This is a genomic window from Marinomonas sp. AWM4_232, from assembly GCF_056158325.1.
In genome coordinates this window covers 1,108,456-1,130,935 of sequence record NZ_JBSWTA010000001.1, presented here as the reverse complement: position 1 = coordinate 1,130,935, position 22,480 = coordinate 1,108,456, and the positions used below count along the sequence as shown (strand labels likewise).

Here is a 22,480-nt window from a genome sequence, read left to right as displayed (position 1 = left end):
CAGTATGAAATTCGGATTAGTCGATCGTCAAGGGTATGTTCCGGATATGAATTATGGAGAAGCTGGCCAAGAATTAGCGTGCTTTGTGCCAGTGGATTACAGCTTTGAGCAGGTGTCATACGTAAACGGAGAAGGAGAAGTAAAAGTAGATGGCCATAATTGGCGCTTCTTTTTCACTCAAGAAGGGATTGGTGTCGAGCTAATGGGCGGCATTGTGACCTTAAACGAAGCTCAGAAATTCCTACAAGATGTGAAGTCCCATATTTGGGGTGATAAACACCAGCAAGTACAGATCTTCTTATCCGGTGCGGTGCCAGATTGATCCACGGATAAGGTTCATCGTTTAGAACGAAAAAGACCGACTAAATTAGTCGGTCTTTTGCTATTTCAAAGTCAGTGTTAATAACTTAAACACTTATCCACTTCGTTTGCAGCACCTAGGACCACTGCAACGCGTTGGTGAATACCTTCTGGTTGAATGTCCAAAATACGATCTGTGTGGGTGAATGCTTTACCGCCAGCTTGTTCAAGCAGCATACCCATAGGGTTAGCTTCGTACATCAAACGCAACTTGCCGGCTTTATTTGGATCTTTCTTATCCCAAGGGTAAATAAAGATGCCGCCACGACAAAGGATACGGTGAACATCACCCACCATGGCCGCCACCCAACGCATATTGAAGTTCTTAGCGCGAGGGCCGTCTTTGCCTGCAACCAAGTCATTCACGTAATTTTGCATCGCTTCTGACCAGAAGCGTTGATTAGACATATTAATCGCGAACTCTTGCGTCTCGTCGTCCACTTTTACGTTTTCACGAGTCAGAATAAATTCGCCTTGCTCCACATCCAAAGTAAACATGTTCACACCGTTACCAGTGGTGAACACCAACATCGTTGATGGGCCATAAAGTACATAGCCTGCCGCGACTTGGTTTTTACCTGGTTGTAGAAAGTCTGCTTCCGTTGCAGGCTCACTACCTACCTGATGGTAGATGGAGAAAATGGTTCCTACCATTGAGTTGATGTCGATGTTTGAAGAGCCATCCAGTGGATCAAAGGCAATCAAATATTCGCCATCAGTGTTGGCAGGGACTATGTCGTCCTCTTCTTCGGACGCAATAGCACGCACCGCAGGAGAGGCCAGCAAAGCACTTTTAAGCATGTTGTTAGAGATCACATCCAGTTTCTTTTGTTCTTCCCCTTGAACGTTCTCATTACCAGCCATTCCTAGGATGCCGGCTAGCGAACCTTTTTTCAGGGCGCTGGAGATTTCGATACAAGTTTGGGTTGTGACTAACAGTACTTCCTGCAATGATGCGCTTGAGGCATCGGACGCAAGAAACTGAGATAAGCTTTGCATGGCAAGGGTCCTTTTTATTTATTCGTCTTGGGAAATTATGCCACCCGCTTAGTTCCACGTCAGCCTACAATGCCAATAAATATGAGTTGATGGCTCAACTCATTGCAAAAGAGAAGAGAACACTATGGATTACTTACTGCACTACTTAAAATTTGACGGTCAAGGTGGCGCTTCCCGTGAAACGCAATTGCCAGCTGCTTTGCCTGAAAGTGGTGCCCATTGGGTACACATCGACTGCTCCAAAGATGATGGGCGAGATTGGCTGGATAACATGGCGGATATCCCTGAAGCGGTGGTGGATGCATTGTTTGCTGATGAAACTCGTCCACGTACGGTCAAAATGGGGCAAGGTGTTCTGATCACCCTGCGTGGCGTCAATTTAAACCCAGACTCAGATCCTTCAGACATGGTGTCCTTGCGCTTGTGGGCCACGCCGCACTTTATTGTTTCAACGCGACGCCGTCGTTTGCTGTCTGTTGTGGAACAAGTCAATAATCTTGAGAAAGGCGAAGGCCCTGAAAACATTGCCGAGCTTGTTGCGACATTAACGCATACACTGACCGCTCGCATGGCGGGAGTTATCGATGGTCTAGAGGACACACTGGGCGAACTTGAAGAGGAAATGAGCGAGCAGGTATTGCCCGAGCAACGTACCATCCTAGTGGATCGCCGTTTGCAGACGGTTCGTTTGCGCCGTTTCTTGGTGCCACAAAAAGAAGCTATTAGCCGCTTGGCGGTAGAGCTTCAATCTTGGGTAACCAAAGAGCAGATGGCCGATATTCAAGAAGCTGCCAACGATATTACTCGTTATGTTGAAGCCTTGGAGTCATTACGCGAGCGTTGCTTGCTGATGCAAGAAGAGTTTGCCAACCATCAAGCAGAGAAGATGAACGCCCGCATGTATGTGCTGTCGATCCTGTCCGGTATCTTTATGCCGTTGGGCTTCTTAACTGGCTTATTCGGTATCAATATCGGCGGTATGCCTGGCGTGGAGAATGGTGCAGCATTCTGGCTGTTTGTCGGCGTGCTGGTATTTATGGGGATTGGCCAGTACGTTCTAATGCGCAAGAGTCGCTGGTTCTAGTGTTTTAGTTCTGCTTGTGGTTTAGATAGCTAGAGCCCAGCCATTATTTTTCGCTCTACACGCAAGTGCTAAGAGTCGCTGAAAAATGAGACTGGGCTCTGTCTTCTTAAGCCTTAAGTGTTTTCACACCGGACTGAGTGCCTAGCAATAGAACGTTTGCTGGGCGAGATGCGAATAGACCGTTTGTCACCACGCCAACGATTTCGTTGATTTGGCTTTCCAGCTTCACTGCATCCAAGATTTCTAGGTTGTAAACGTCTAGGATATGGTTGCCGTTATCAGTTACCACACCTTCGCGGTACACTGGGTCACCGCCAAGTTTTACCAATTCACGTGCCACATAGCTGCGTGCCATTGGGATCACTTCTACTGGAAGAGGGAAGTCGCCTAGCACTTTCACTAATTTTGACTCATCTGCGATACAAACGAATTCTTCTGAAACGGCTGCAACGATCTTCTCGCGTGTTAATGCCGCACCGCCACCTTTGATTAGGTGAAGGTGATCGTTTGATTCATCCGCACCGTCTACATACACACGGATCGAGTCCACAGAGTTTAGGTCATACACAGGAATGCCGTGACCTTTTAGGCGTTCTGCAGAAGCTTCAGAGCTCGCTACCGTGCCATCAAATAGTTGTTTGTGCTTTGCCAATTCATCAATGAACATGTTCGCTGTTGAACCGGTACCTACACCGACAATAGTGTCTTCTTCTAGCAGTGGAAGAATGTATTCTACTGCGGCTTCAGCGACTGCTTTTTTTAATTCGTCTTGCGTCATGCTGGGTAAACCTGTGACTTAGAGTGTGAGTAATGGTGTTGCCCAAAAGGGTGGGCACATTATAGTCAGTTACCTTAGCTATTGTTACCCCTCTAGGACGAAGTTGCCGAGTATGGTCGAAAAGCACTCTAATCCCGCCCAAGCCTTTGCTCATGAAGGTGGGAAAGAGTATATTGCGTGTTCATTTATTAGCAGAGTTACCCCCTAAAACGCCGATTCTAGGCGTGCTTTGGAGAAAAAGCAGGAATGTATATGCCCCACACAATCATCAAAAAAATTCTACAAGCGCCGGTTTATGACGTCGCGGTAGAAACCCCCGTTTCCCGTGCTACGCAACTGTCTGAACGCACTGGCAACGATATTATTTTGAAGCGAGAAGACCTACAGCCAGTGTTCTCGTTTAAGATTCGTGGTGCATACAACAAAATTATTCAGCTTTCTGAAGAAGACCGTGCCAAAGGCGTGATTGCTGCTTCAGCAGGTAACCATGCGCAAGGCCTTGCCCTTGCTGCGAAAAAACTAGGCATCAAAGCCACCATCGTGATGCCAGAAACGACCCCTGATGTAAAAGTCAACGCAGTGCGTGCTCGTGGTGCCGAAGTGGTGTTAGCGGGCGATGCCTTTGATGCAGCGTTTGCGAAATCCCAAGAAATCATGGCGCAAACAGGCCAAGTCTACGTACACCCATTTGACGACCTCGATACGATCGCCGGTCAAGGCACGATCGGTATGGAGCTATTGCGCCAAATCGAAGGTGACATCGATGCGGTGTTTATCCCCGTGGGCGGTGGTGGTCTAATCGCTGGTGTCGCGGCTTACATCAAATACCTACGCCCTGAGATTAAAGTCATTGGTGTAGAGCCAACTGATGCGGCGTGTTTAAAAGTCGCTTTAGACACAGGCAAACCAACACGTCTTGCTCAAGTGGGTATCTTCGCAGAAGGTGTCGCGGTGGCCGAAATCGGTAAGAACACCTTTGAAATTGCCAAAGAATGCGTTGACGAAGTCATTACTGTGAACACTGATGAAATGTGTGCCGCGATCAAGGATATCTACGACGATACCCGCGCGATCACTGAACCAGCCGGTGCTTGTGCGCTAGCGGGTCTGAAAAAGTACATTGAGCGTGAAGGCGCTAAAGGTCAGCGTCTTGTAGCAATCAATTCTGGTGCGAACGTTAACTTCGACCGTCTGCGTCACGTCTCTGAGCGTGCGGAATTGGGTGAGAAGCGTGAAGCGATCATCGCAGTTAAAATCCCGGAAGCACCGGGCAGCTTTAAAGACTTCTGCCAAGCCTTAGTTGGCCGTTCTATTACAGAATTTAACTACCGTTACGGCGATGATAAGCAGGCTGTGATCTTTGTTGGTGTCGCATTAGGCGGTAGTCCGAACAGTCGTGAAGAGCTGTTACATGATTTGAGAGATTACGAAATCGTTGATCTGACTGATGATGAAACAGCGAAGGTACATGTACGTCATATGATCGGTGGTCACTTGCGAAGTGAAAAAGGTGAGTTGCTGTACAGCTTTGAATTCCCTGAACGCCCTGGTGCGTTGCTGAAATTCCTAAATACTTTAGGCGGTCAGTGGAATATTTCCATGTTCCATTACCGTAACCACGGTGATGCCTACGGTCGAGTGTTGGTGGGCTTGCAGGCGGTCGGCGAAGAGACCGATGTGACGCGCTATTTAGACGAGTTAGGCTACCCTTACCAAGATGAAAATGATAACCCAGCTTGTAAGCTGTTCTTTCGCTAAATAGTCGAAAATCGGTTATCATAGCGCCAACTTCAAATGACATGACAACCCTCTGGTGAGTAAGTCATTGACTGAATAAGCTTGGTAAAAAATACGCCGAGTGATCACAGCACCGCCTGAACGGGCATCCCTGCCCGCGACAGGCGTATCGCCCATCCATGGGCTTAATGCATGTGATCATTCGGCTTCTTTATCAATCCCCTTTGAAAGTTGATGTCATGACCTTGCCGGAGGGTTCTGTATTTTAAAATGGGTTTCTTGTGAATATTCAAACGCTTCTTAATCAACGTATTCAAGCGGCTATGGTCGCATCGGGTGCGGCGGACGATGCTCCGGCTCTCGTTCGTCAATCTGCAAAAGTTCAATTTGGTGACTACCAAGCCAATGGCATCATGGGCGCGGCAAAGAAAATCGGCACCAATCCTCGTGAGTTCGCAACTAAAGTGTTGGAGCAATTGGATCTTTCCGATGTGGCAGATAAAGTCGAAATCGCAGGCCCAGGTTTCATCAATATCTTCTTGAAAAACGAATGGTTAGGATCAGCGTTAGCGGATCTTCGTCACAGTGAACGTCTAGATGTTGCGACGGTAGAAGCACCACAAACTGTGGTGGTGGATTACTCAGCACCGAACCTTGCGAAAGAGATGCACGTTGGTCACCTACGCTCTACCGTTATTGGTGATGCAGTAGTACGTACTCTTGAGTTTATGGGCCACAACGTTGTGCGCCAGAACCACGTCGGCGACTGGGGTACTCAGTTTGGTATGCTGTTGGCCTACATGGAGCGTCTACGTGCGGAAAACTCTGAAATCAGTATGGCGCTGTCGGATCTTGAGTCTTTCTACCGCGAAGCGAAAAAGTGTTTTGATGACGACGAAGCCTTTGCGGCACGTGCTCGTGAACTGGTCGTGGAACTTCAGTCTGGTGACGAGCAATGCATGGCACTGTGGCAAGAGTTCATCAACATCTCTCTTGAGCATTGTGAAGAAACTTACCGCATGTTGGGTGTTTCCCTAGAGCGTAAAGACGTGATGCCAGAAAGCGCTTACAACAGCGATTTGCAGAACGTAATCAACGACCTAGAAGCACAAGGCTTGATCAAAGAAGACCAAGGCGCGAAGTGTGTTTTCTTAGAAGAGTTTGCCAATAAAGAAGGTGACATCACGCCGATCATCGTTCAGAAAACCGGTGGTGGTTTCCTGTACGCCACCACTGACTTAGCCGCTGTACGCTACCGTCAGAAAGTGTTGAATGCAGATCGTGCGCTGTACTTTGTAGATGCTCGCCAATCTTTGCATTTCCAACAGATCTTCACGCTATCGCGCAAAGCAGGTTTTGCTCAGCCAAGCATCAGTCTTGAGCACATGCCGTTTGGTACGGTAATGGGCAGTGATGGTAAACCATTTAAGACTCGCTCTGGTGGTGTGGCGAAGCTTTCTGCATTACTTGAAGAAGCACAAGAACGTGCGTTCCAGCTAGTAGCGTCAAAGAACCCAGATATGCCAGAAGAAGAGCAGCGTAACATCGGCCGTGTCGTTGGTATCGCATCGGTTAAGTACGCTGACTTATCTAAGAACCGTACCTCTGATTACGTGTTCAACTGGGATAACATGCTAAGCTTTGAAGGCAACACCGCGCCTTACTTGTTGTACGCTTACTCTCGTGTTGCGAGCATCGTGCGTCGTTCAGAAATGGACGTATCTGCGTTGAATGCACCGATCACAGTCGTAGAAGATCAAGAGCGTGCCTTAGCTGTGAAGCTTTGCCAATTCGAAGAAGCGATCCAGCAGGTAATCAACGACGGTATGCCACACTTTATGTGTGCTTACCTATACGAGCTTGCGGGTATCTTTATGAGCTTCTACGAAGCTTGCCCGATTTTGAACGCAGAAGACGCGTTGAAAGAAAGCCGTCTACAGCTTGCCCTAAGTACTGCGGCAACGCTGAAGCAAGGTCTAGAGCTACTAGGTATCGAAACTCTAGAGCGTATGTAAGCGCTTTAACGCTTAATGGCTGAAAGACATTAAAAAGCCCGAACATGGCGACATGTTCGGGCTTTTTCGTATTTAAATACGCTGTGTCACGCTATTCACGAATGATGATTGGAGTTAGGTTGTAATGTGTAGCTGCTTTTTCAAGGCGGCCATCTAGCTTGATGTCAGAAACGAACTGATCCATACGTTGTAGCCATTGATCGTCCCCTTTGGCCACGGCGTAGGCATATTGAAACTGCTCAGTTTTACCGGGCGGTGCGAGCAGCTCAGCCCAATCATAGACGCTGACCATTTTTTTCCCATAAGGGTAATCGGTTATAAAGACATCCGCGCGTCCAGATAGCACTTCAAGTTCTCGCTCATTTGGCCTTAGTACAGTGGTGAGTGTGGCGTTTTTAAGCGACTTACGCATAGCGTTTTCCATGTAAGTGCCTTTTTGCACGCAGATAATCACGCCTTTTTGGTCCATGTCGCTCCAGCTTTTAATAAAAGGGTGCTGCTTGGTCGTGACCGCGTACATATTGCTAGCGAGATACGGTTGGGTAAAGTTGACACGTTTCTGGCGAGCTTTTGTATTGCCCACACCAAACATAGCGACATCACATTTACCTGCCTCTAAATCCTCCATAAATCGACCAAAATGGGTTTTGACATAGTTGACTGGAACACCAAGGTCATCGGCCAAGGCATGGCTCAGGTCGATATCAATACCTTCGAGCTGTTGTGTGCGAGGACTTAAGTAGGTGATGGAAAAGTAATCTGGCCAAATGCATATGTTGATGCCTTGGCGCGCTTCTATGTTAGAAATGGTTTTGCCGTCTTCTCCCCATGCTGGATTTAGAAAAACAGCGAAAATGGCGAAAAATAGCGTCAGATAGCCTTGTCTTAGCGACATAAATCAACACCTCAAGCGAATTAAAACGATAAGCTATGCTTATTATGTAAGCAATTCATGTGTCAGGTGCTGATCTAGGTTAATAACTTTGCTCAAATTACTCTCAAATTTTATACAGCGACAAACCGTCGTGGTGGTGAGCATGGTCATAATCCTATTAGTGATGACGGTCAGCTTGCAGCATATTCTCGGTAGAGGTCACCAACGAGCCCTTGAAGAGCAAATGCTGACGAACACCTCTCTGGCCTACGCCCTAGAAGACTCCGTTATCCGCTCTTTGCAAGCGGCTGTTGGCGCGTTGCAGACGGTCGCACTCGATGCAGGCGCGCGCTCTAAAGCAACCTCTAATTTGCTGACTCAGCGACTGTTAAGAGGCTTACCGCAGCTGCGCAGTATTGATGTGGTGGCGTATGAACAGGCTTCCCTTTGCGCTGAGCGAGCATCCAATGCCGATGTTTTATTCCTACCTGTTCAAGCGGGGCGCTATTGGGGCGATGCATTTCGTCTAGCGGAGCTTCAGTATTGGCCGGTATGTGTGCCGTATTTTTCCCAAGGGGCGTTAGCAGGTTTTGTTATTGGCTCTTTGAATATGCACTACTTCCAAAGCTTGTTTAAGTCTGTTTCTGCGAGTCGTCGCGAAGTCTCTCTCTATTTATTCTCTGGTGAGAAAATTCTTGGAGAAGGGGCTGACTTTTTAAGTAGTGCCCGTCGTGAGGTGATGATGGACCGCTCATGGGGCGATCTTCGTGAGCAAAATGAACAAGGTAGTTATTTGGACAGCTACCGCGCTACCTCTTTTTATCCACTGGTCATTTCTCTACGATCCTACAACGAAGATGCATTAGCGAACTGGCAAAGTGATGCGCAAATCGTCAGGACAATCTTTAGTGTGCTGGCAATCGCTGTGGTGCTAATGCTGGTGATGTATCTGGTTTTTCGACACAAACGAGACAAAGTTCAAGGCAGCAACCACTTATTGAGTATGGCGATCCGTAGTGCGGCAAACGCCATATTTATAACCGATCCCAAGGGGCGCATTGAATGGGTAAACGATGCTTTTACAACCTTAACGGGTTATAGCCTGAAGCAAGTGCGTGGTAAGACACCACGCATCTTGAACTCGGGTGTTCACGAGCGACCATTTTTCCAAGATCTCTGGGAAACGATCTCTCAAGGTAAAAGCTGGCGCAAAGAGTTAGTTAATCGGCATAAGGATGGCCAGTTTATTACGGTGGAGCAAACGATCACACCTATTTTAGACAGTGCTGGCGCAGTGGAATATTTCATTGCTGTGCATGAAGACATTACGGTGCGCAAAGAGGCTGAACAACAGGTCTTGTATATGGCACAGCATGATGACTTAACAGGACTCTCTAATAGGCGGTATTTTGAGCAATGCTTGGACGAGTGTGTGTTGCAGCGACATTACGGTAGCATTGCCTTACTGTTTATAGACCTTGATCGTTTCAAAGAGATCAACGACACCTTAGGCCATGAAGCAGGGGATGTACTGCTTAAACGGGTTGCTAAAAAGCTTGAACGCGTCGCACCGGATGAAGCGCTGTTATCACGCCTAGGAGGAGACGAATTTGCTTTATTTCTGCATCCAGCACAGCAAGCGTCTCATATTCATCACTTGGCTCAAGCCATTGTGGATGCATTAGCCCAGCCTTTTGAGTACCAAGACACCACCTTTTCGGTCAGTTGTAGTGTGGGGGTGGCAATGAGCGATGTTGCCGACATCGATAGCTCGTCATTATTACGCCAAGCTGACTTAGCAATGTATCGAGCCAAGCACTCCGGTAAAAATACCTATCGCTTCTTCGACGATTCAATGGATGAAAGCATGCAGCGACGGGTGGCCATCCAGCGACACCTTGAGGAAGCCATGTCTCAAGATGATCAGCTTAGTGTCTTCTTCCAACCACAAGTACATGCTCGAACTAATCAAGTCGTTGGAGTCGAAGTGCTGATTCGTTGGCGGCGTTTGGGTGAGTGGATTTCTCCAGCGGTCTTTATCCCTATTGCGGAAGACAGTGGTCAAATCATTGAACTGGGGCGCTGGATTATTGATCGTACCTTAAGCCAAGTAGCAGATTGGCGAGCACGTAATATTGAGGTTGGGAAAGTGTCGATCAACATTTCTGCGGTACAACTGTCGAACTCTGAAGTCGCCTATGAGTTACTCAATGGGTTGAAACACTACAAGGTACCCAGTGAGGTGATTGCGATTGAGTTTACTGAAACAACGCTAATGGTCCGCTCTGCGCAACTGGCTCGTAATCTCGCTATGTTACGCGCCAATAATATTAGTATTGCCATTGATGACTTTGGAACGGGCTATTGTTCGTTGAGTTATCTAAAAGAGTTAGAGGCCAACTACCTAAAGATTGATCAGTCCTTTGTACGCGGTATTGGTGATATCGAGTCTGATGAATGCATAGTCAGCGCCACCATCGCCATGGCCAAAGGGCTTAACATGGAAGTGATCGCCGAGGGGGTTGAGATAGAGTACCAAGCCCAGTATCTGGCTGAGCATGGTTGTGACTATTTACAAGGCTATGGTTTTGCGCGCCCCATGCCCGCCGCTGATTTGGAAGTATGGTTAGAGCAGCGCAAGCAGACACTTAACGCTGAAGATGTGAAAGCTTAGAGTGATCGAACTCGATTTTGATAGGATGTGTCGACTGATTGCTGGTTTTCAGCACATAGCAAGAGGCCTTATGTGGGTTTACGATTCTTTACATAAAATGGTTTTCATTTGCATTAATGACCGCTTTACTATTTATATAAATGGGATTTTGATATTTAGTTGTAGAACGTTATGGAAAACTCAAGTCACCCGTCTTCAGATCTTCTGTTTCGAGAAGCAGTGCTAGATAATCAGCAGTATTCTCATATGGAGCATACATTAGTCCATCAGCTCTCAAATGATCTATGGATAGCTTTAATCTCTTGTTCCTGAAAATCTATTACCCCTTCATCATTAGTAGGATGAGAGCAGATTAGTAAGTTAGAAAAAACTAGAAATAGTCGGAATTATTCATGGGAAGTTTATTTAAGAAAAATTATTTAGACATATTAGTGATTGGCTCTCTAATTATATGCTCTATTTATAATGGTTTAGAATTTTCATACTATCTTCATATAGATGAAAGGGTTCTGCAGCTTGAATCTCAGGTTGATGTCTATGAAGTTGTTTTCTTGATGATTTTGTACAAATGGTATAGATCTGAAAAATAATGGTTTTTTAATTTATAATTGGAATGTCAATGAAAATAAAGTTTGAAAAAACAGCTTTAAATTTTGTTATATTTTTCTTCAAATTTTCCTCTTTAGGTTGTCTTTTATATTTACTTTATATGAATTTTTTTGATGGTTATGGGAACGATATTATTGTTCTTCAGAGCATGATTATATCTTTTCTTATGTTTAAAGAGTTCTCGCGATACAGGGAAAGATTAGGAACTTAATTATTTTAAAATGAATATTAAGTCAGTTATATCGTTCAAAAAAGTGTCTTTTTGGTATAGCAATAGTGAACACTAGATGGCGTGTAATTGATGTGTTATAAAAATGGATTGCATAGTTATGATCTTTCGCCGAGAAGCGGCGGAAATGTTATATAGAGTTATTCAGGGGCGACTAGCTAAACTAAGGGTGTCTTCTTAGTTTAGCTTAATGACATTAGCGTCGTTTCTCAGCCAACTTCAACTTAGCTTCGAAGCGGTCGAGTTGCATGCCCAAACGTTCGGTTTCATCGACAAAGTGGTCGAACTCGATTTTGCTGGGCAGAAGCTCACTGTTGGATTGTAGATAGTTGACCAAATGAATGCGGGCATTGGTGGTCAGTTCTTTTGTCACGCTCCATTGAGTTCGAGCGAGACGGGCGAATGTCGCTGCAGGTAGGTCACCGACTTTATCGGCTAAGATGCCTTCCCAGTCGAATTCAAAACCTTGCATTACCTTATGAAGCGTCATCAGAGCTTGTGCATTACCACGAATACGCAAGTCGCCATCAAAGAAGCCGTCACCTTCTAGAAGCTTACGATAAGCACTGCTTGGGCCTTTGACATGGGTATCGAGCTTAGCATCCAGTTCTATCTCATCCATGCTTTCTGGACGATCCAGCATAATGCCTTCTTCCAATACATGAACCTGTAGAATTAGGTTAAAGTCTTCGACTTCCAGAAAGATCTGTTGGCCAGCTAACTTAGTTAGGTGGCGTTGCGACGGTGGATCTTGCTTGAGGGCATAGTTTACCGCACGTTCAATGGATGCCAGGGCGACGAGGCTGATGGTCATAACGTTAAGCCTATGTTTATTAGTGTACTTGATGAATTTGAATGGCAGAGGTTTCGCGAGTGCGACCTTCTTTGGTAAGTCGATCTAGGTACATTTGCCAAAGTTCATCATGATTTTTACCGAGATTGTAGAGGTAATCCCAAGCATATAGGCCCGTATCATGACCATCATCAAAGCTGATTTTTAAAGCATAATTGCCTGCTGCTTCGATGTTCATAATGGCCACATCTTTCTTGCCGTATTGCAGTATCGGCATTTGCATGCCGTGTCCACGCACTTCGGCAGAAGGGGAATGAACACGAAGGTATTCTGCGCTAAGGCGATAGCTTGCACCATCGGCAAAGGCCAACTCCAGTTCACGGGATTGCTTGTGGTAGTGAATTTTCGTTGGCGTTGCCATGATGCGTACTCTTCTTAAATCGCGGCCATTACAGGATGTATTGGCTTAAGTCTTCGTTTTCAGCCACTTCACCGAGCTGTTGGTTCACGTAGTCAGCGGTGATGTCTACGGTTTGACCTTCTGGCATATCGCTCGCTGAGTAGGAAACTTCTTCCAAGAGACGCTCTAGTACCGTGTGCAGACGACGCGCACCGATGTTCTCTGTGCGTTCGTTCACTTGGCAAGCAATCTCTGCAATACGAGTGATGCCTTCTTCGGTGAAGTTTAAATCAATGTTTTCAGTTTTCGCCAGTGCCACATACTGTTTTGTTAAAGACGCGCTTGGCTCAGTCAAAATGCGTTTAAAATCGTCAACGGTAAGAGCGTCTAGTTCAACACGAATTGGTAAGCGACCTTGTAACTCAGGGATTAGGTCAGAAGGCTTCGATAAATGGAACGCACCTGAGGCAATAAACAGGATGTGATCGGTTTTGATCATGCCGTATTTAGTGCTAACGGTGTTGCCTTCGATCAGTGGTAGCAGGTCACGCTGAACCCCTTCACGAGATACTTCGCCGCTTGAACGATCTGAGCTTTTAGCCACTTTGTCGATCTCGTCTAGGAAAACGATACCATGTTGCTCAACGGCTTCTACTGCACGAGCTTTAAGCTCTTCTTCGTTGACCAATTTACCCGCTTCTTCTTCGCGGATTTGACGCAGAGCGTCTTTGACTTTCATCGTACGCTTTTTCGTGCGATCGCCGCCCATATTAGAGAATAGATTCTGTAATTGACTGGTCATTTCTTCCATGCCAGGCGGTGTCATAATTTCAACACCAGCAGGAGAATCGGATACTTCGATGTCTATTTCTTTATCGTCTAGCTGACCTTCACGTAGTTTTTTGCGGAACGTCTGGCGAGTCGAGCTTGATGCAGAATCTTCTTCAAAACCACGAGCAGGTGGCAATAGGGCATCTAAAATGCGATCTTCTGCGGCATCTTCTGCTTTGTCTTTCATGCGCTCGGTTTCTTGCTTGCGCAACATAACAATCGCCGATTCAACCAAGTCACGGATAATGGAGTCAACGTCACGACCGACATAACCTACTTCTGTGAATTTAGTGGCTTCAATTTTAATGAATGGTGCGTTTGCTAGCTTGGCAAGACGGCGTGCAATTTCTGTCTTACCTACACCTGTAGGACCGATCATTAGGATATTTTTAGGTGTGACTTCAGCACGCATTTCTTCAGGTAATTGCATGCGGCGCCAGCGGTTACGTAGGGCAATGGCTACGGCACGCTTTGCTTTTTGTTGGCCAATAATATGCTGGTCTAAAGCGTTGACCGTTTCACGAGGAGTCATGTTGCTCATGGTGTTATCTCTCAATTCGTTACTTGGTTTGGTCTTCAATTTTTGGATCGATGTTAATGGTCTCGATCGTCAAATTATGATTGGTGAAGACGCAAATATCGGCGGCGATGTTTAGGCTCTTCTCAACGATGTCTTGGGCACTTAGTTCTGTATTATCAAGTAAAGCGCGGGCTGAGGCTTCAGCAAAATTGCCACCTGAGCCAATGGCGAGAGCGCCGTGTTGAGGTTCTACAACATCGCCGTTACCAGTGATGATTAGGGTGCTTTCTTCGTTTGCTACGATCAGCATTGCTTCTAACTTGCGCAATGCTTTGTCTGATCGCCAGTCTTTGGCTAAGTCGACGGCAGCACGAACCAAGTGGCCTTGGTGCTTTTCTAGCTGACCTTCAAAACGTTCGAACAACGTGAATGCATCTGCCGTGCCGCCTGCGAATCCCGCGATCACTTCACCACGGTATAAGCGGCGAACTTTGCGGGCATTGCCCTTCATTACGGTGTTGCCTAGGGAAACTTGTCCATCGCCACCCACGACGACTTGGTTGTCTTTGCGTACGGTTAGAATCGTAGTCATGATTTACTCCACATTCGATTACTTATCAAAATGGGGGTAAGGGGGAAGATTTCAAGCGCTCTGTGCGAAACAGAACGCTTTTGAACGATTATTGCTCTTTCTTTATTTTATAGGTGTAAGAGTTGAGTCCCATTTGCGCCAGTTTGTCTTGGGCACGACTCTTGGCTGAACGAGTATCGAAAGGTCCAACGGTCACACGATACCAGACGCTACCGTCTTTGCTTTCGCTGGCTTTCAAATGAGCCTCTAAACCAGACAAAATTAATTTTGCACGAAGGCGGTCTGCATCAGTATTGGAGCGAAATGAAGCTGCCTGAATCATGTAGCTGAAATTTTCTTCTTCACGAGGTTGATAGCCGTAAGAGTCCACATGGCTAGTATCCACTTCGCTATTCTGTAACAACTGATAGAACTCAAAAGTCTCACGTTTGTTGGCACTTTCAGCAGGCTTCGTGACGATTTTCTCAGGTGCTTTTGTCACTGGCGCGGCCGGTGTGACTTTTTGAACGGGAGTTGTTGGCGTTTGAACTTCAGCCAATTTGAACAGTATGAAGCCAAAACCAATGAGCAAGACAATGACAGCCGCCCACAAAAGCTTCGACACACTGCGTTTAGGGGGCGGTGTGGGAGCGCGTCTAGTCGCCCCTTTCTTAGAACGGCTGGTTTTGGTCGCTAATTGCATCAAGTTAAACATGTGAACAATCATAGTCATTGGTTGGTGCGCCCATTATGCGCAGAGCGCTAAAAAGTTTCCAGTGGATCAACGTCAATTGCGAAACGAATTCGTTGATTGCGGGTGTGTTGCTCAAGCCATTGGCTGGCTTGAGCGACCACCGCATGCAAGTTGCCTCGTTGAGGGCTCTTTACATTTAATAATGCTCGGTGCTGTCCGGCCTTACGTACAATGATGGCGGCATACGGGCCAACTATTTGCATGCCCTCCGACAAGTGGACTGATAAGGCTTGTCTGAGCGCCATCAAAAGTTCCATGGCGTGCGCCTCTTGCTGAGACTCAGCGCGGATAATGACTTGGTGATAAAAGGGTGGCAAAGATAATTGCTGCCTCTCTCTCAGGCCATCTATGGCTAAGGCTTCATAGCCTTGTTCACATAAGCACTGTATTGCGATGTGATCTGGATGATAGGTTTGTAGCAAAACATGGCCGCGCTTTGAACTGCGGCCAGCACGTCCCGCTACTTGTGTAATAAGCTGTGCCGTGCGTTCCATACCGCGAAAGTCTGAAGAGAATAAACCCACGTCGGCATCCATAATCACTACCAAGGTCACATTCGGAAAGTGGTGGCCCTTGGCAAGCATCTGTGTACCCACCAGAATGGCTTGGTCATGTTCGTGGATTTTCTGAGTGATCTGGGTCAGAGCTGACTTGCGTTGAGTACTGTCCCGGTCAATTCGTAATACCGGAGTGTGTTGGAAAATTTGATTTAGCACACCCTCGACCTGCTCCGTGCCTTCACCAACTGTAAACAGTTCAGTGCTGTGACATTCAGGGCAGGTATGCAGTAGGGCTTTGTGACTGTCGCAATGGTGACAGTGGAGTTTATTGGCTCGCTTATGGACGGTGAGATTGACGTCACAGTGATCGCACGCCGCGATCCAACCACACTGATGGCACATCAATGTGGGGGCGTAGCCACGACGATTTAAAAACACCAATACCTGTTCTTTACGCTCTAAGGTTTGGCGCATACGCTCCAGAGTGTATTCGCTAAAACCTTGTTTAAGACTTTGGCCACGCAAATCAACTCGTTCCATTTGCGGCAGTTCAGCGTCCCCCGCCCGTTGGCGTAATTTAAGCCACAAATAACGCTTTTGTAGAGCGTTTGCCAAGCTTTCATATGAGGGGGTGGCTGATGCCAAGAGAATAGGGATATTTTGCCCCTGAGCACGTTTTATAGCGAGGTCACGGGCATGATAGCGAAACCCTTCATGCTGTTTGTAAGATGCATCGTGCTCTTCATCGATGATGATAAGCCCTAAGTTCGCGGTCGGTATAAACACAGAGGAGCGTGTGCCAATGATGATCTTGGCCTCCCCTTGTTCGATCATGAGCCAGGCATCCAATCGCTCGCGATCTGTCATATTGGAATGCATCAGCACAATGTCGGTATTGAAGCGATTTTCAAAGCGACGCAGAGTCTGCGGTGTTAGGCCAATTTCTGGCACCATCACCAAGACTTGTTTGTCTTCTTTGAGCAAGGCGTCGATCACACGCAAAAAAACTTCTGTTTTACCACTGCCTGTAATGCCATCGAGTAAGGCCACGCCAAATTCATTGCGCATGGCTAAGATCGTTTTAGTGGCTGCAGATTGCTCAAGATTTAATGTTGGCGGTACTTGCTTTTGATGAGCGTGCGTCTCAACCGACTTGATGAAATTACGCTGCTCGCTGCGCACCAGCCCTTTCTTTTCGAGACCTTTGGCAGCGGCAGTGGTGAGTTCTAGTACGGTCAATAAGTGTGGGCTTAAACCGTGTTCTTCATGTTGTTGAGCAGCTTCTAGAAAGGCTTTTTGTTGTTTGGCATTTTTCAGCGACTCTGTTGTGGTGGCTTTGCCCTCAGGGGTTAAAAACCACCAGGTTTCGGTACGAAACTCTGGGCGTTCACCCTTGCGCAGACTCGTCGGTAGAGCGTGAAAAAACACTTCACCAACCGGGTGGTGATAGTAACGTGCCGCCCAAGCACATAAATCGAACAACTCTTTAGAGAGGATCGGGCTTTCATCTAATAGTGCCGTAATAGGTTTAATCTGCGCATCGTCATAGTCGCTGTTAGAGCAGGTCTCAATCACTAGGCCGATACTGTGTCGATCCCCTTTACCAAAAGGGACTTTGACGCGCATGCCTGGGCGTATGTGGTGACGATAAGCCAATGCCTTAGGGACTTTATAGTCAAAGGTCGCCCGTAAAGGCACATTAAGCGCCACTTTTACGTACGGGTCTTGAGTAAGCAGTGCATCGACCATATAAAGACTAATACCTTGATTTATCAGCAAAAAGATTTCATGTAACAGATTACCAGTTAAGTGTACGTTAGTCTGAATGGAAAATGTGAACTTTTCATGGGTTTTCAAGGGGCGAAATTATCGTAAAAGGGCTTGCCGAATGGCGTTTAGACGCCTAAAATACGCGGCTCTTGGTACCACTGTACAATTGATGTACAACGAATCGTGCGGTGCTTAGCAACAATTACTGACTAAGTGGCGGCACACCAAACCTTAAGGTAAAAAACGATGAAAAAAGATATCCACCCAAATTACTCAGCTGTTTCTGCAACTTGTACTTGTGGTAACACGCTTACTCTAAACTCAACACTAGGCAACGACCTGCACATCGACGTATGCAGCAACTGCCACCCTTTCTACACTGGTCAACAGAAAATGGTTGATACAGGTGGTCGTGTTGATCGCTTCAACAAGCGTTTCGGAGCTCGTCGTTCTACTAAGTAATTGGTGGATGGCACGTATGCTGATTCAAAAAAAGCGCCAAGTTTTCTTGGCGCTTTTTTTATGCCTATCACTTGATAGCTATGCTCAGTGTCTGGCCCAAGGGGAACTTCATCGCGCTGCGGTAAAACGTGTGATTGATGGTGATACCCTGCATCTGACTGATGGGCGGAAAGTCCGTTTAGTCGGCATCAATACACCTGAATTAGACCATGAACACGGCAAACACGATGCGTTTGCGCTAGAAGCCAAACAGCGTTTGGAAGTGCTTGCGGGAGATCATATTTATTGGCAAAGCGCCCAAGAAAGTGAAGATCGTTATGGTCGTAAGCTGTATTATTTATTTACGAAAGATCGAGCCTCGATATCAAGTCAGTTACTATCAGAAGGGCTTGGTTATCGTGTTGCGGTGCCGCCTAATGTCGCTTACCAAGATTGCCTGGATAAGGCTGAGTACAGCGCAAGACAGGCGGAACGAGGTGTTTGGCAGACACCGAAACCGTGGCAACCTAACTCCGGGTTCGCTCTAACGCAATCCAAAATCACCTCTGTCACGTACAATCGCGGCGGCTGGTGGTTGGAAACGGAACAAGATTTAGTGATCAATATTCCCCGCTACGCGGAGCAATATTGGCACAAAAAAGACGTGTACTTTCTTCAAGGAAAGCTTGTCGAAGCACGCGGTTGGCAATACCAACGCAAAAAACACCAAAAAGATCGCTTTAAATCGGTGGTTTTAACGGTGAAACATCCTCAAGACTTACGTAGAATTGAGGCGTCGCAATGACGACATACTATATTTATAACGATAAGGCGTGTCTTCTAGGTGAATGCCACAAGCATTACTAACACCAGAAAGTCACCCAAATGCTGCAAAGCAAAGAACAACACTACTAATTAGACGGAATAACAAAAATGGCAGAAGATCTAAAACAAGCGGCGCTTGAGTACCATGAGAAACCTGTACCAGGCAAACTAAACATCACTATCAGCAAGCCAACAGCGACTTCACGTGATCTTTCTTTGGCATACAGCCCAGGCGTTGCTGAACCTTGCCGCGAAATCGCGAAAGATCCTGAAACGGCTTACCGTTACACTGGTAAAGGTAACCTAGTTGCCGTAATTTCTGATGGTTCTGCAGTACTAGGCTTGGGTAATATCGGTCCATTGGCTTCTAAGCCAGTAATGGAAGGTAAAGGTGTTCTATTCAAGCGTTTCGCAGGTGTTAACTCAGTAGACGTTGAAGTCGAAGCAGAAAGCCCAGAAGCCTTCATCGATACTGTTGCGCGTATTGCGAACACTTACGGTGGTATCAACCTAGAAGACATCAAAGCACCTGAGTGTTTTGAAATTGAGCGTCAGCTAATCGAGCGCTGTTCAATCCCTGTATTCCACGATGACCAACACGGTACAGCAATCGTAACGGCTGCAGGTCTTCTGAATGCGCTTGAACTTCAAGGCAAAGCCATCGAAGATGCGAAAATCGTATGTCTAGGTGCCGGTGCTGCAGCGACAGCATGTATGAACCTAATCATTGCTTGTGGCGCGAAGCGTGAAAACATTTACGTTCTTGATCGTAAAGGTGTGATTCACTCTGGTCGTGACGACCTAAATGAGTACAAAGCAACATTTGCTATCGAAACACCTGCTCGCACACTAGATGATGCGATCGAAGGTGCAGACGTATTCATCGGTGTATCAGGTCCTGATCTACTATCGGTTGAGCAGCTGAAAAAAATGGCCGCTAACCCAGTGGTATTCGCATGTTCTAACCCTGACCCTGAAATCAACCCAGAAGCGGCACTGGCGGCACGTTCTGATTTGATCATGGCAACAGGCCGTTCTGACTACCCGAACCAAGTAAACAACGTACTTGGCTTCCCATTCATCTTCCGTGGTGCGTTGGACGTTCGTGCAACGAAGATCAACGAAGAGATGAAAGTGGCAGCGGTTCACGCTCTGAAAGACCTTGCGAAAGAGCCAGTACCACAAGACGTTATCACGGCTTACGGCGGTGCGGCGCTTGAGTTTGGTAAAGAGTACATCCTACCTAAGCCAATGGATGCGCGTTTGCTAACAGAAGTATCGGCTGCGGTTGCAAAAGCAGCAGTGGATTCAGGTGTAGCGTCTCTACCATACCCAGACTTCTACCCGCTAGAGTCTCTAGACCGTTTCGAAGCGTAATTTAGAAACGCTTTAAACCTATACAAAAGGCGATGAGTCATTGACCATCGCCTTTTTTGTTGCGTCGAGTTTAGGTGGCGTTAAGAAAGTGCTCGGTGAGCGTTTTCATTCCTTTGGAAGCGTACTTATGACGATGCTGAACAATCGATAATTGGCGGTAAAAATGGTTTGGATAGGGCAATCTAGCAATACGCCCTAACTCTAAACGTGCTTGGGCGGCGATCAATGATATGAATGACAGCCCTAAGCCGTTCTCGACGGCCAGCATAATCGACTCAAGACTGCTAAATTCCATGACCTGATTTACGTTTGTGAGCGCTGGGCGAATATGTCGTTCGAATTGCTCACGGCTCCCTGAATAGGCCTCCCTAAGCACCCACGGCTGATCATCCAGATCCGCTAAGCTGACATTACCTTGATCTAAGAGAGGGTGGTTAGGCGCAGCAATTAGGATCATTTCATCCTGTTGCCACGGCGTAGCTTGCAATTCTGCGTGGGTATTTTGTCCTTCAACTAGTGCCATATCGAGTTCAAACCGCAGCAATTGTTGGCATAGGGTTTGGGTGTTTGCGATTTGGATTTTGGCTTGGCATAAGGTGGGTTGCGATGCCAGTAACGTGGGTAGCATGTAGTTACCGATGGTCTGGCTTGCGCCAATATTCAGCACTTCTGGCTGATGATCATAAGAGCCAAATAGCTGCTCGATCTCTTGTGCTCGTGAAAGCATCTCCTCTGCTAAGGGCAGCAGTAAGCTCCCCTGGCTATTAAGCTTCAAGCGGCGCTGGACTCTATCAAAAAGTTCTGTCGCCAGGTGTTGCTCAAGTTGTTGCAGTGTCTGTGACAAAGCTCCTTTCGATAAGCATAGTTCTTCGCTGGCTTGATTGAGATTGCCGAAGCGCGCGATGGCAGAAAAGGTCCGGAGCTGGTGTAAGGTCAGTTTCATGTTTTGATTTTCTAAATAGACTGTTTAAAACATATAGATTTTCTATTCAATATAGCACAGCTAAGATGGCTTTATGGTTATTTAATTGCTTCGGAGAGATGTTATGAATGCGGTGAAACAGGCTCTATTAAACGCCCCAACGCCCTTGGCAGGTCTGTCGTTAGGTACAGCCTCCTTGAGTGGCGTACTGCATCATGTTGTACCGCAACTATGGTGGCTATCTTGGGGATTGCTGAGTCTCGCCATCATGTTGCTAGTACTACTGACAACGAAATTCATTTTACACCCTAAGAGTCTCTGGCGAGATTTGTCCCACCCTGTAGTTGGTAGTGTGGTTCCCACCTTTGCGATGGCTGCTATGGTGGTTTCTTTGGCGCTGAATACGTGGTCTAAAACCTTTGCGTTGGGATTATGGAGTGCTGCTGTCGTGGTGCACCTTATTTTCTTAATTACCTTTATCTGGCATCGTGCTTGTGCTCGTTCTTTGAAAGAGTTAGTTCCAAGTTGGTTTGTGCCACCTATTGGACTTAGCGTTGCCGCTTTGACCGTGCCGGATACGCAGTACCTAGCATTGGCTAAAGGTGTGGTCTGGTTTGGCTTAAGTAGTTATGCGGTCATGTTGCCTTTTATGTTGTACCGCCTGATAACTGGTGAAGGGTTACCAGATCAAGCCAAACCAACACTGGCGATCTTAGCGGCACCAGCCAGTTTGACGCTGACGGCCTATTTAACAGTCATGGAACAACCTTCTTTCTTACTGGTAATGATCTTGCTAGGTGTGGCGTTGCTAATGACCTGTGTGATCTACGCTTCTTTATGGCACTTACTAGCATTGCCATTTAGTCCAGGTTACGCTGCGTTTACTTTTCCTCTTGTGATCAGCCCAACGGCGCTTTTTAAAGCGTCAGAGGTCTTTTCTCAGCATGTTTGGTTATCTGTGTATGCAAAGCAGCTGTATTGGTTAGCAACAATAGAACTGGTGATAGCTGGTTTAATGGTAGCTTATGTCATAGCACGCTTTACATGGTGCTATCTAGGTAAGAGCTTGGTTTATAAAATGTGAGGCAAGATGTTACTGCAACTGTCTAATCCGTGAAAAGTTCGTTTGTGAGATGTAAAAGAAGAGGTAATCAAACGACTTGTTATCTATGGTTAAGTTATTTGCAGGAGAGAAATATCTATGAAAATGATGATCCTATTAATCAGTTCTGTGTTAGTACTGTCTGGTTGTTCCGTGCATCGTGTCGCTGGAGAAATTGCGGGTGTCGATGTGGAAGCAAGTCGAAGTGGCGACCACCATAAAGGGAGTGATTCTCAGGGTTCGGGGAAGTTTTGCCCACCTGGGCAAGCTAAGAAGGGCAGCTGTCACTAACTGTTTAGCGTACATAAAAAAACC

Annotated in this window: 20 protein-coding genes; 10 read left to right on the top strand and 10 right to left on the bottom strand. The window is 46.7% G+C overall.

The genetic code is table 11. The features are described from left to right. Positions 1-4: 4 nt before the first annotated feature. Positions 5-322 (top strand): hypothetical protein, encoded by a 318-nt coding sequence (locus ACXAC1_RS05310; protein ID WP_475059578.1) that lies wholly within the window; start codon positions 5-7, stop codon positions 320-322. A 77-nt stretch (positions 323-399) separates the two neighbouring features. Here the strand turns inward: ACXAC1_RS05310 and ACXAC1_RS05305 are convergent, their stop codons facing one another. Further along, positions 400-1,359: a class 1 fructose-bisphosphatase gene (locus ACXAC1_RS05305; RefSeq protein WP_475059575.1), complete on the bottom strand. Its 960-nt coding sequence runs from the start codon at positions 1,357-1,359 to the stop codon at positions 400-402. Positions 1,360-1,483: 124 nt separating this feature from the next. Here ACXAC1_RS05305 and ACXAC1_RS05300 point away from each other — a divergent pair, with 124 nt between their 5' ends. Beyond that, positions 1,484-2,443: a zinc transporter ZntB gene (locus ACXAC1_RS05300; protein ID WP_475059573.1), complete on the top strand. Its 960-nt coding sequence runs from the start codon at positions 1,484-1,486 to the stop codon at positions 2,441-2,443. A 106-nt stretch (positions 2,444-2,549) separates the two neighbouring features. Here the strand turns inward: ACXAC1_RS05300 and rpiA are convergent, their stop codons facing one another. Next, positions 2,550-3,221 (bottom strand): ribose-5-phosphate isomerase RpiA, encoded by a 672-nt coding sequence (rpiA, locus tag ACXAC1_RS05295; protein ID WP_228190032.1) that lies wholly within the window; start codon positions 3,219-3,221, stop codon positions 2,550-2,552. A 252-nt stretch (positions 3,222-3,473) separates the two neighbouring features. Here rpiA and ilvA point away from each other — a divergent pair, with 252 nt between their 5' ends. Together ilvA and argS are read left to right on the top strand one after the other, a co-directional pair. Beyond that, entirely contained in the window at positions 3,474-4,979 is a 1,506-nt protein-coding gene (ilvA, locus tag ACXAC1_RS05290; protein WP_475059571.1) for a threonine ammonia-lyase, biosynthetic, read from the top strand. Between the two features lie 260 nt (positions 4,980-5,239). Next, on the top strand, positions 5,240-6,973 hold the full coding sequence (gene argS, locus ACXAC1_RS05285) for an arginine--tRNA ligase (protein ID WP_199461995.1): 1,734 nt from the start codon (positions 5,240-5,242) through the stop codon (positions 6,971-6,973). A 91-nt stretch (positions 6,974-7,064) separates the two neighbouring features. On the opposite strand, the gene ACXAC1_RS05280 is transcribed toward argS, so the two are convergent. Beyond that, the gene (locus tag ACXAC1_RS05280) at positions 7,065-7,868 is read right to left on the bottom strand and encodes a substrate-binding periplasmic protein (RefSeq protein ID WP_475059568.1); all 804 of its coding nucleotides are present in this window, start codon (positions 7,866-7,868) and stop codon (positions 7,065-7,067) included. A gap of 142 nt (positions 7,869-8,010) precedes the next feature. Here ACXAC1_RS05280 and ACXAC1_RS05275 point away from each other — a divergent pair, with 142 nt between their 5' ends. Continuing rightward, positions 8,011-10,521: a putative bifunctional diguanylate cyclase/phosphodiesterase gene (locus ACXAC1_RS05275; protein WP_475059566.1), complete on the top strand. Its 2,511-nt coding sequence runs from the start codon at positions 8,011-8,013 to the stop codon at positions 10,519-10,521. A 1,034-nt stretch (positions 10,522-11,555) separates the two neighbouring features. Here the strand turns inward: ACXAC1_RS05275 and ACXAC1_RS05270 are convergent. From ACXAC1_RS05270 to ACXAC1_RS05245, 6 genes are all read right to left on the bottom strand, one after another. Continuing rightward, complete coding sequence (locus ACXAC1_RS05270) at positions 11,556-12,173, bottom strand: ubiquinone biosynthesis accessory factor UbiJ (RefSeq protein ID WP_475059563.1); 618 nt, start codon at positions 12,171-12,173, stop codon at positions 11,556-11,558. Positions 12,174-12,192: 19 nt separating this feature from the next. Then, a complete protein-coding gene (locus tag ACXAC1_RS05265; RefSeq protein WP_475059561.1) occupies positions 12,193-12,573 on the bottom strand; it encodes a gamma-butyrobetaine hydroxylase family protein in 381 nt (126 codons plus the stop codon). Positions 12,574-12,601: 28 nt separating this feature from the next. Next, positions 12,602-13,924, bottom strand: coding sequence for an ATP-dependent protease ATPase subunit HslU (hslU, locus tag ACXAC1_RS05260; RefSeq protein ID WP_475059559.1), 1,323 nt, complete (start codon positions 13,922-13,924; stop codon positions 12,602-12,604). A gap of 19 nt (positions 13,925-13,943) precedes the next feature. Continuing rightward, entirely contained in the window at positions 13,944-14,495 is a 552-nt protein-coding gene (hslV, locus tag ACXAC1_RS05255) for an ATP-dependent protease subunit HslV (protein ID WP_475059556.1), read from the bottom strand. A gap of 88 nt (positions 14,496-14,583) precedes the next feature. Further along, positions 14,584-15,207 carry an SPOR domain-containing protein gene (locus ACXAC1_RS05250; protein ID WP_475059554.1) on the bottom strand — a complete coding sequence of 208 codons (624 nt, stop codon included), beginning with the start codon at positions 15,205-15,207 and terminating at the stop codon, positions 14,584-14,586. Between the two features lie 29 nt (positions 15,208-15,236). Continuing rightward, positions 15,237-17,477 (bottom strand): primosomal protein N', encoded by a 2,241-nt coding sequence (locus ACXAC1_RS05245; protein WP_475059552.1) that lies wholly within the window; start codon positions 17,475-17,477, stop codon positions 15,237-15,239. A 267-nt stretch (positions 17,478-17,744) separates the two neighbouring features. Between ACXAC1_RS05245 and rpmE the strand changes: the two genes are divergently transcribed. The 3 genes from rpmE to ACXAC1_RS05230 all read left to right on the top strand — a co-directional run bounded on the left by rpmE (position 17,745) and on the right by ACXAC1_RS05230 (position 20,141). Next, complete coding sequence (gene rpmE / locus ACXAC1_RS05240; protein WP_067332970.1) at positions 17,745-17,960, top strand: 50S ribosomal protein L31; 216 nt, start codon at positions 17,745-17,747, stop codon at positions 17,958-17,960. Between the two features lie 16 nt (positions 17,961-17,976). Continuing rightward, positions 17,977-18,744 carry a thermonuclease family protein gene (locus ACXAC1_RS05235; protein WP_133560955.1) on the top strand — a complete coding sequence of 256 codons (768 nt, stop codon included), beginning with the start codon at positions 17,977-17,979 and terminating at the stop codon, positions 18,742-18,744. Between the two features lie 128 nt (positions 18,745-18,872). After that, positions 18,873-20,141, top strand: coding sequence for a malic enzyme-like NAD(P)-binding protein (locus ACXAC1_RS05230; RefSeq protein ID WP_133560953.1), 1,269 nt, complete (start codon positions 18,873-18,875; stop codon positions 20,139-20,141). Between the two features lie 70 nt (positions 20,142-20,211). Here the strand turns inward: ACXAC1_RS05230 and ACXAC1_RS05225 are convergent, their stop codons facing one another. Next, entirely contained in the window at positions 20,212-21,084 is an 873-nt protein-coding gene (locus ACXAC1_RS05225; RefSeq protein ID WP_475059550.1) for a LysR substrate-binding domain-containing protein, read from the bottom strand. 103 nt (positions 21,085-21,187) lie between these two features. On the opposite strand from ACXAC1_RS05225, the gene ACXAC1_RS05220 reads away from it, so the two are divergent. Both ACXAC1_RS05220 and ACXAC1_RS05215 read left to right on the top strand, forming a co-directional pair. Then, positions 21,188-22,147, top strand: a complete 960-nt coding sequence (locus tag ACXAC1_RS05220) for a TDT family transporter (protein ID WP_475059548.1) — start codon at positions 21,188-21,190, stop codon at positions 22,145-22,147. Between the two features lie 117 nt (positions 22,148-22,264). Next, a complete protein-coding gene (locus tag ACXAC1_RS05215) occupies positions 22,265-22,456 on the top strand; it encodes a hypothetical protein (protein WP_475059545.1) in 192 nt (63 codons plus the stop codon). Positions 22,457-22,480: the final 24 nt, after the last annotated feature.

What these genes read in the sequence shown, in the direction of transcription:
- ACXAC1_RS05310 (WP_475059578.1), top strand. Translation starts at nt 5, where the DNA reads ATGAAATTCGGATTAGTCGATCGTCAAGGGTATGTTCCGGATATGAAT.
- rpmE (WP_067332970.1), top strand. Translation starts at nt 17,745, where the DNA reads ATGAAAAAAGATATCCACCCAAATTACTCAGCTGTTTCTGCAACTTGT.
- ACXAC1_RS05305 (WP_475059575.1), bottom strand. Translation starts at nt 1,359, where the DNA reads ATGCAAAGCTTATCTCAGTTTCTTGCGTCCGATGCCTCAAGCGCATCA.
- ACXAC1_RS05215 (WP_475059545.1), top strand. Translation starts at nt 22,265, where the DNA reads ATGAAAATGATGATCCTATTAATCAGTTCTGTGTTAGTACTGTCTGGT.
- ACXAC1_RS05275 (WP_475059566.1), top strand. Translation starts at nt 8,011, where the DNA reads ATGGTCATAATCCTATTAGTGATGACGGTCAGCTTGCAGCATATTCTC.
- ACXAC1_RS05225 (WP_475059550.1), bottom strand. Translation starts at nt 21,084, where the DNA reads ATGAAACTGACCTTACACCAGCTCCGGACCTTTTCTGCCATCGCGCGC.
- hslV (WP_475059556.1), bottom strand. Translation starts at nt 14,495, where the DNA reads ATGACTACGATTCTAACCGTACGCAAAGACAACCAAGTCGTCGTGGGT.
- ACXAC1_RS05270 (WP_475059563.1), bottom strand. Translation starts at nt 12,173, where the DNA reads ATGACCATCAGCCTCGTCGCCCTGGCATCCATTGAACGTGCGGTAAAC.
- ACXAC1_RS05245 (WP_475059552.1), bottom strand. Translation starts at nt 17,477, where the DNA reads ATGGTCGATGCACTGCTTACTCAAGACCCGTACGTAAAAGTGGCGCTT.
- hslU (WP_475059559.1), bottom strand. Translation starts at nt 13,924, where the DNA reads ATGAGCAACATGACTCCTCGTGAAACGGTCAACGCTTTAGACCAGCAT.
- ACXAC1_RS05250 (WP_475059554.1), bottom strand. Translation starts at nt 15,207, where the DNA reads ATGACTATGATTGTTCACATGTTTAACTTGATGCAATTAGCGACCAAA.
- ACXAC1_RS05230 (WP_133560953.1), top strand. Translation starts at nt 18,873, where the DNA reads ATGGCAGAAGATCTAAAACAAGCGGCGCTTGAGTACCATGAGAAACCT.
- ACXAC1_RS05300 (WP_475059573.1), top strand. Translation starts at nt 1,484, where the DNA reads ATGGATTACTTACTGCACTACTTAAAATTTGACGGTCAAGGTGGCGCT.
- ACXAC1_RS05235 (WP_133560955.1), top strand. Translation starts at nt 17,977, where the DNA reads ATGCTGATTCAAAAAAAGCGCCAAGTTTTCTTGGCGCTTTTTTTATGC.
- ACXAC1_RS05280 (WP_475059568.1), bottom strand. Translation starts at nt 7,868, where the DNA reads ATGTCGCTAAGACAAGGCTATCTGACGCTATTTTTCGCCATTTTCGCT.
- ilvA (WP_475059571.1), top strand. Translation starts at nt 3,474, where the DNA reads ATGCCCCACACAATCATCAAAAAAATTCTACAAGCGCCGGTTTATGAC.
- ACXAC1_RS05220 (WP_475059548.1), top strand. Translation starts at nt 21,188, where the DNA reads ATGAATGCGGTGAAACAGGCTCTATTAAACGCCCCAACGCCCTTGGCA.
- rpiA (WP_228190032.1), bottom strand. Translation starts at nt 3,221, where the DNA reads ATGACGCAAGACGAATTAAAAAAAGCAGTCGCTGAAGCCGCAGTAGAA.
- ACXAC1_RS05265 (WP_475059561.1), bottom strand. Translation starts at nt 12,573, where the DNA reads ATGGCAACGCCAACGAAAATTCACTACCACAAGCAATCCCGTGAACTG.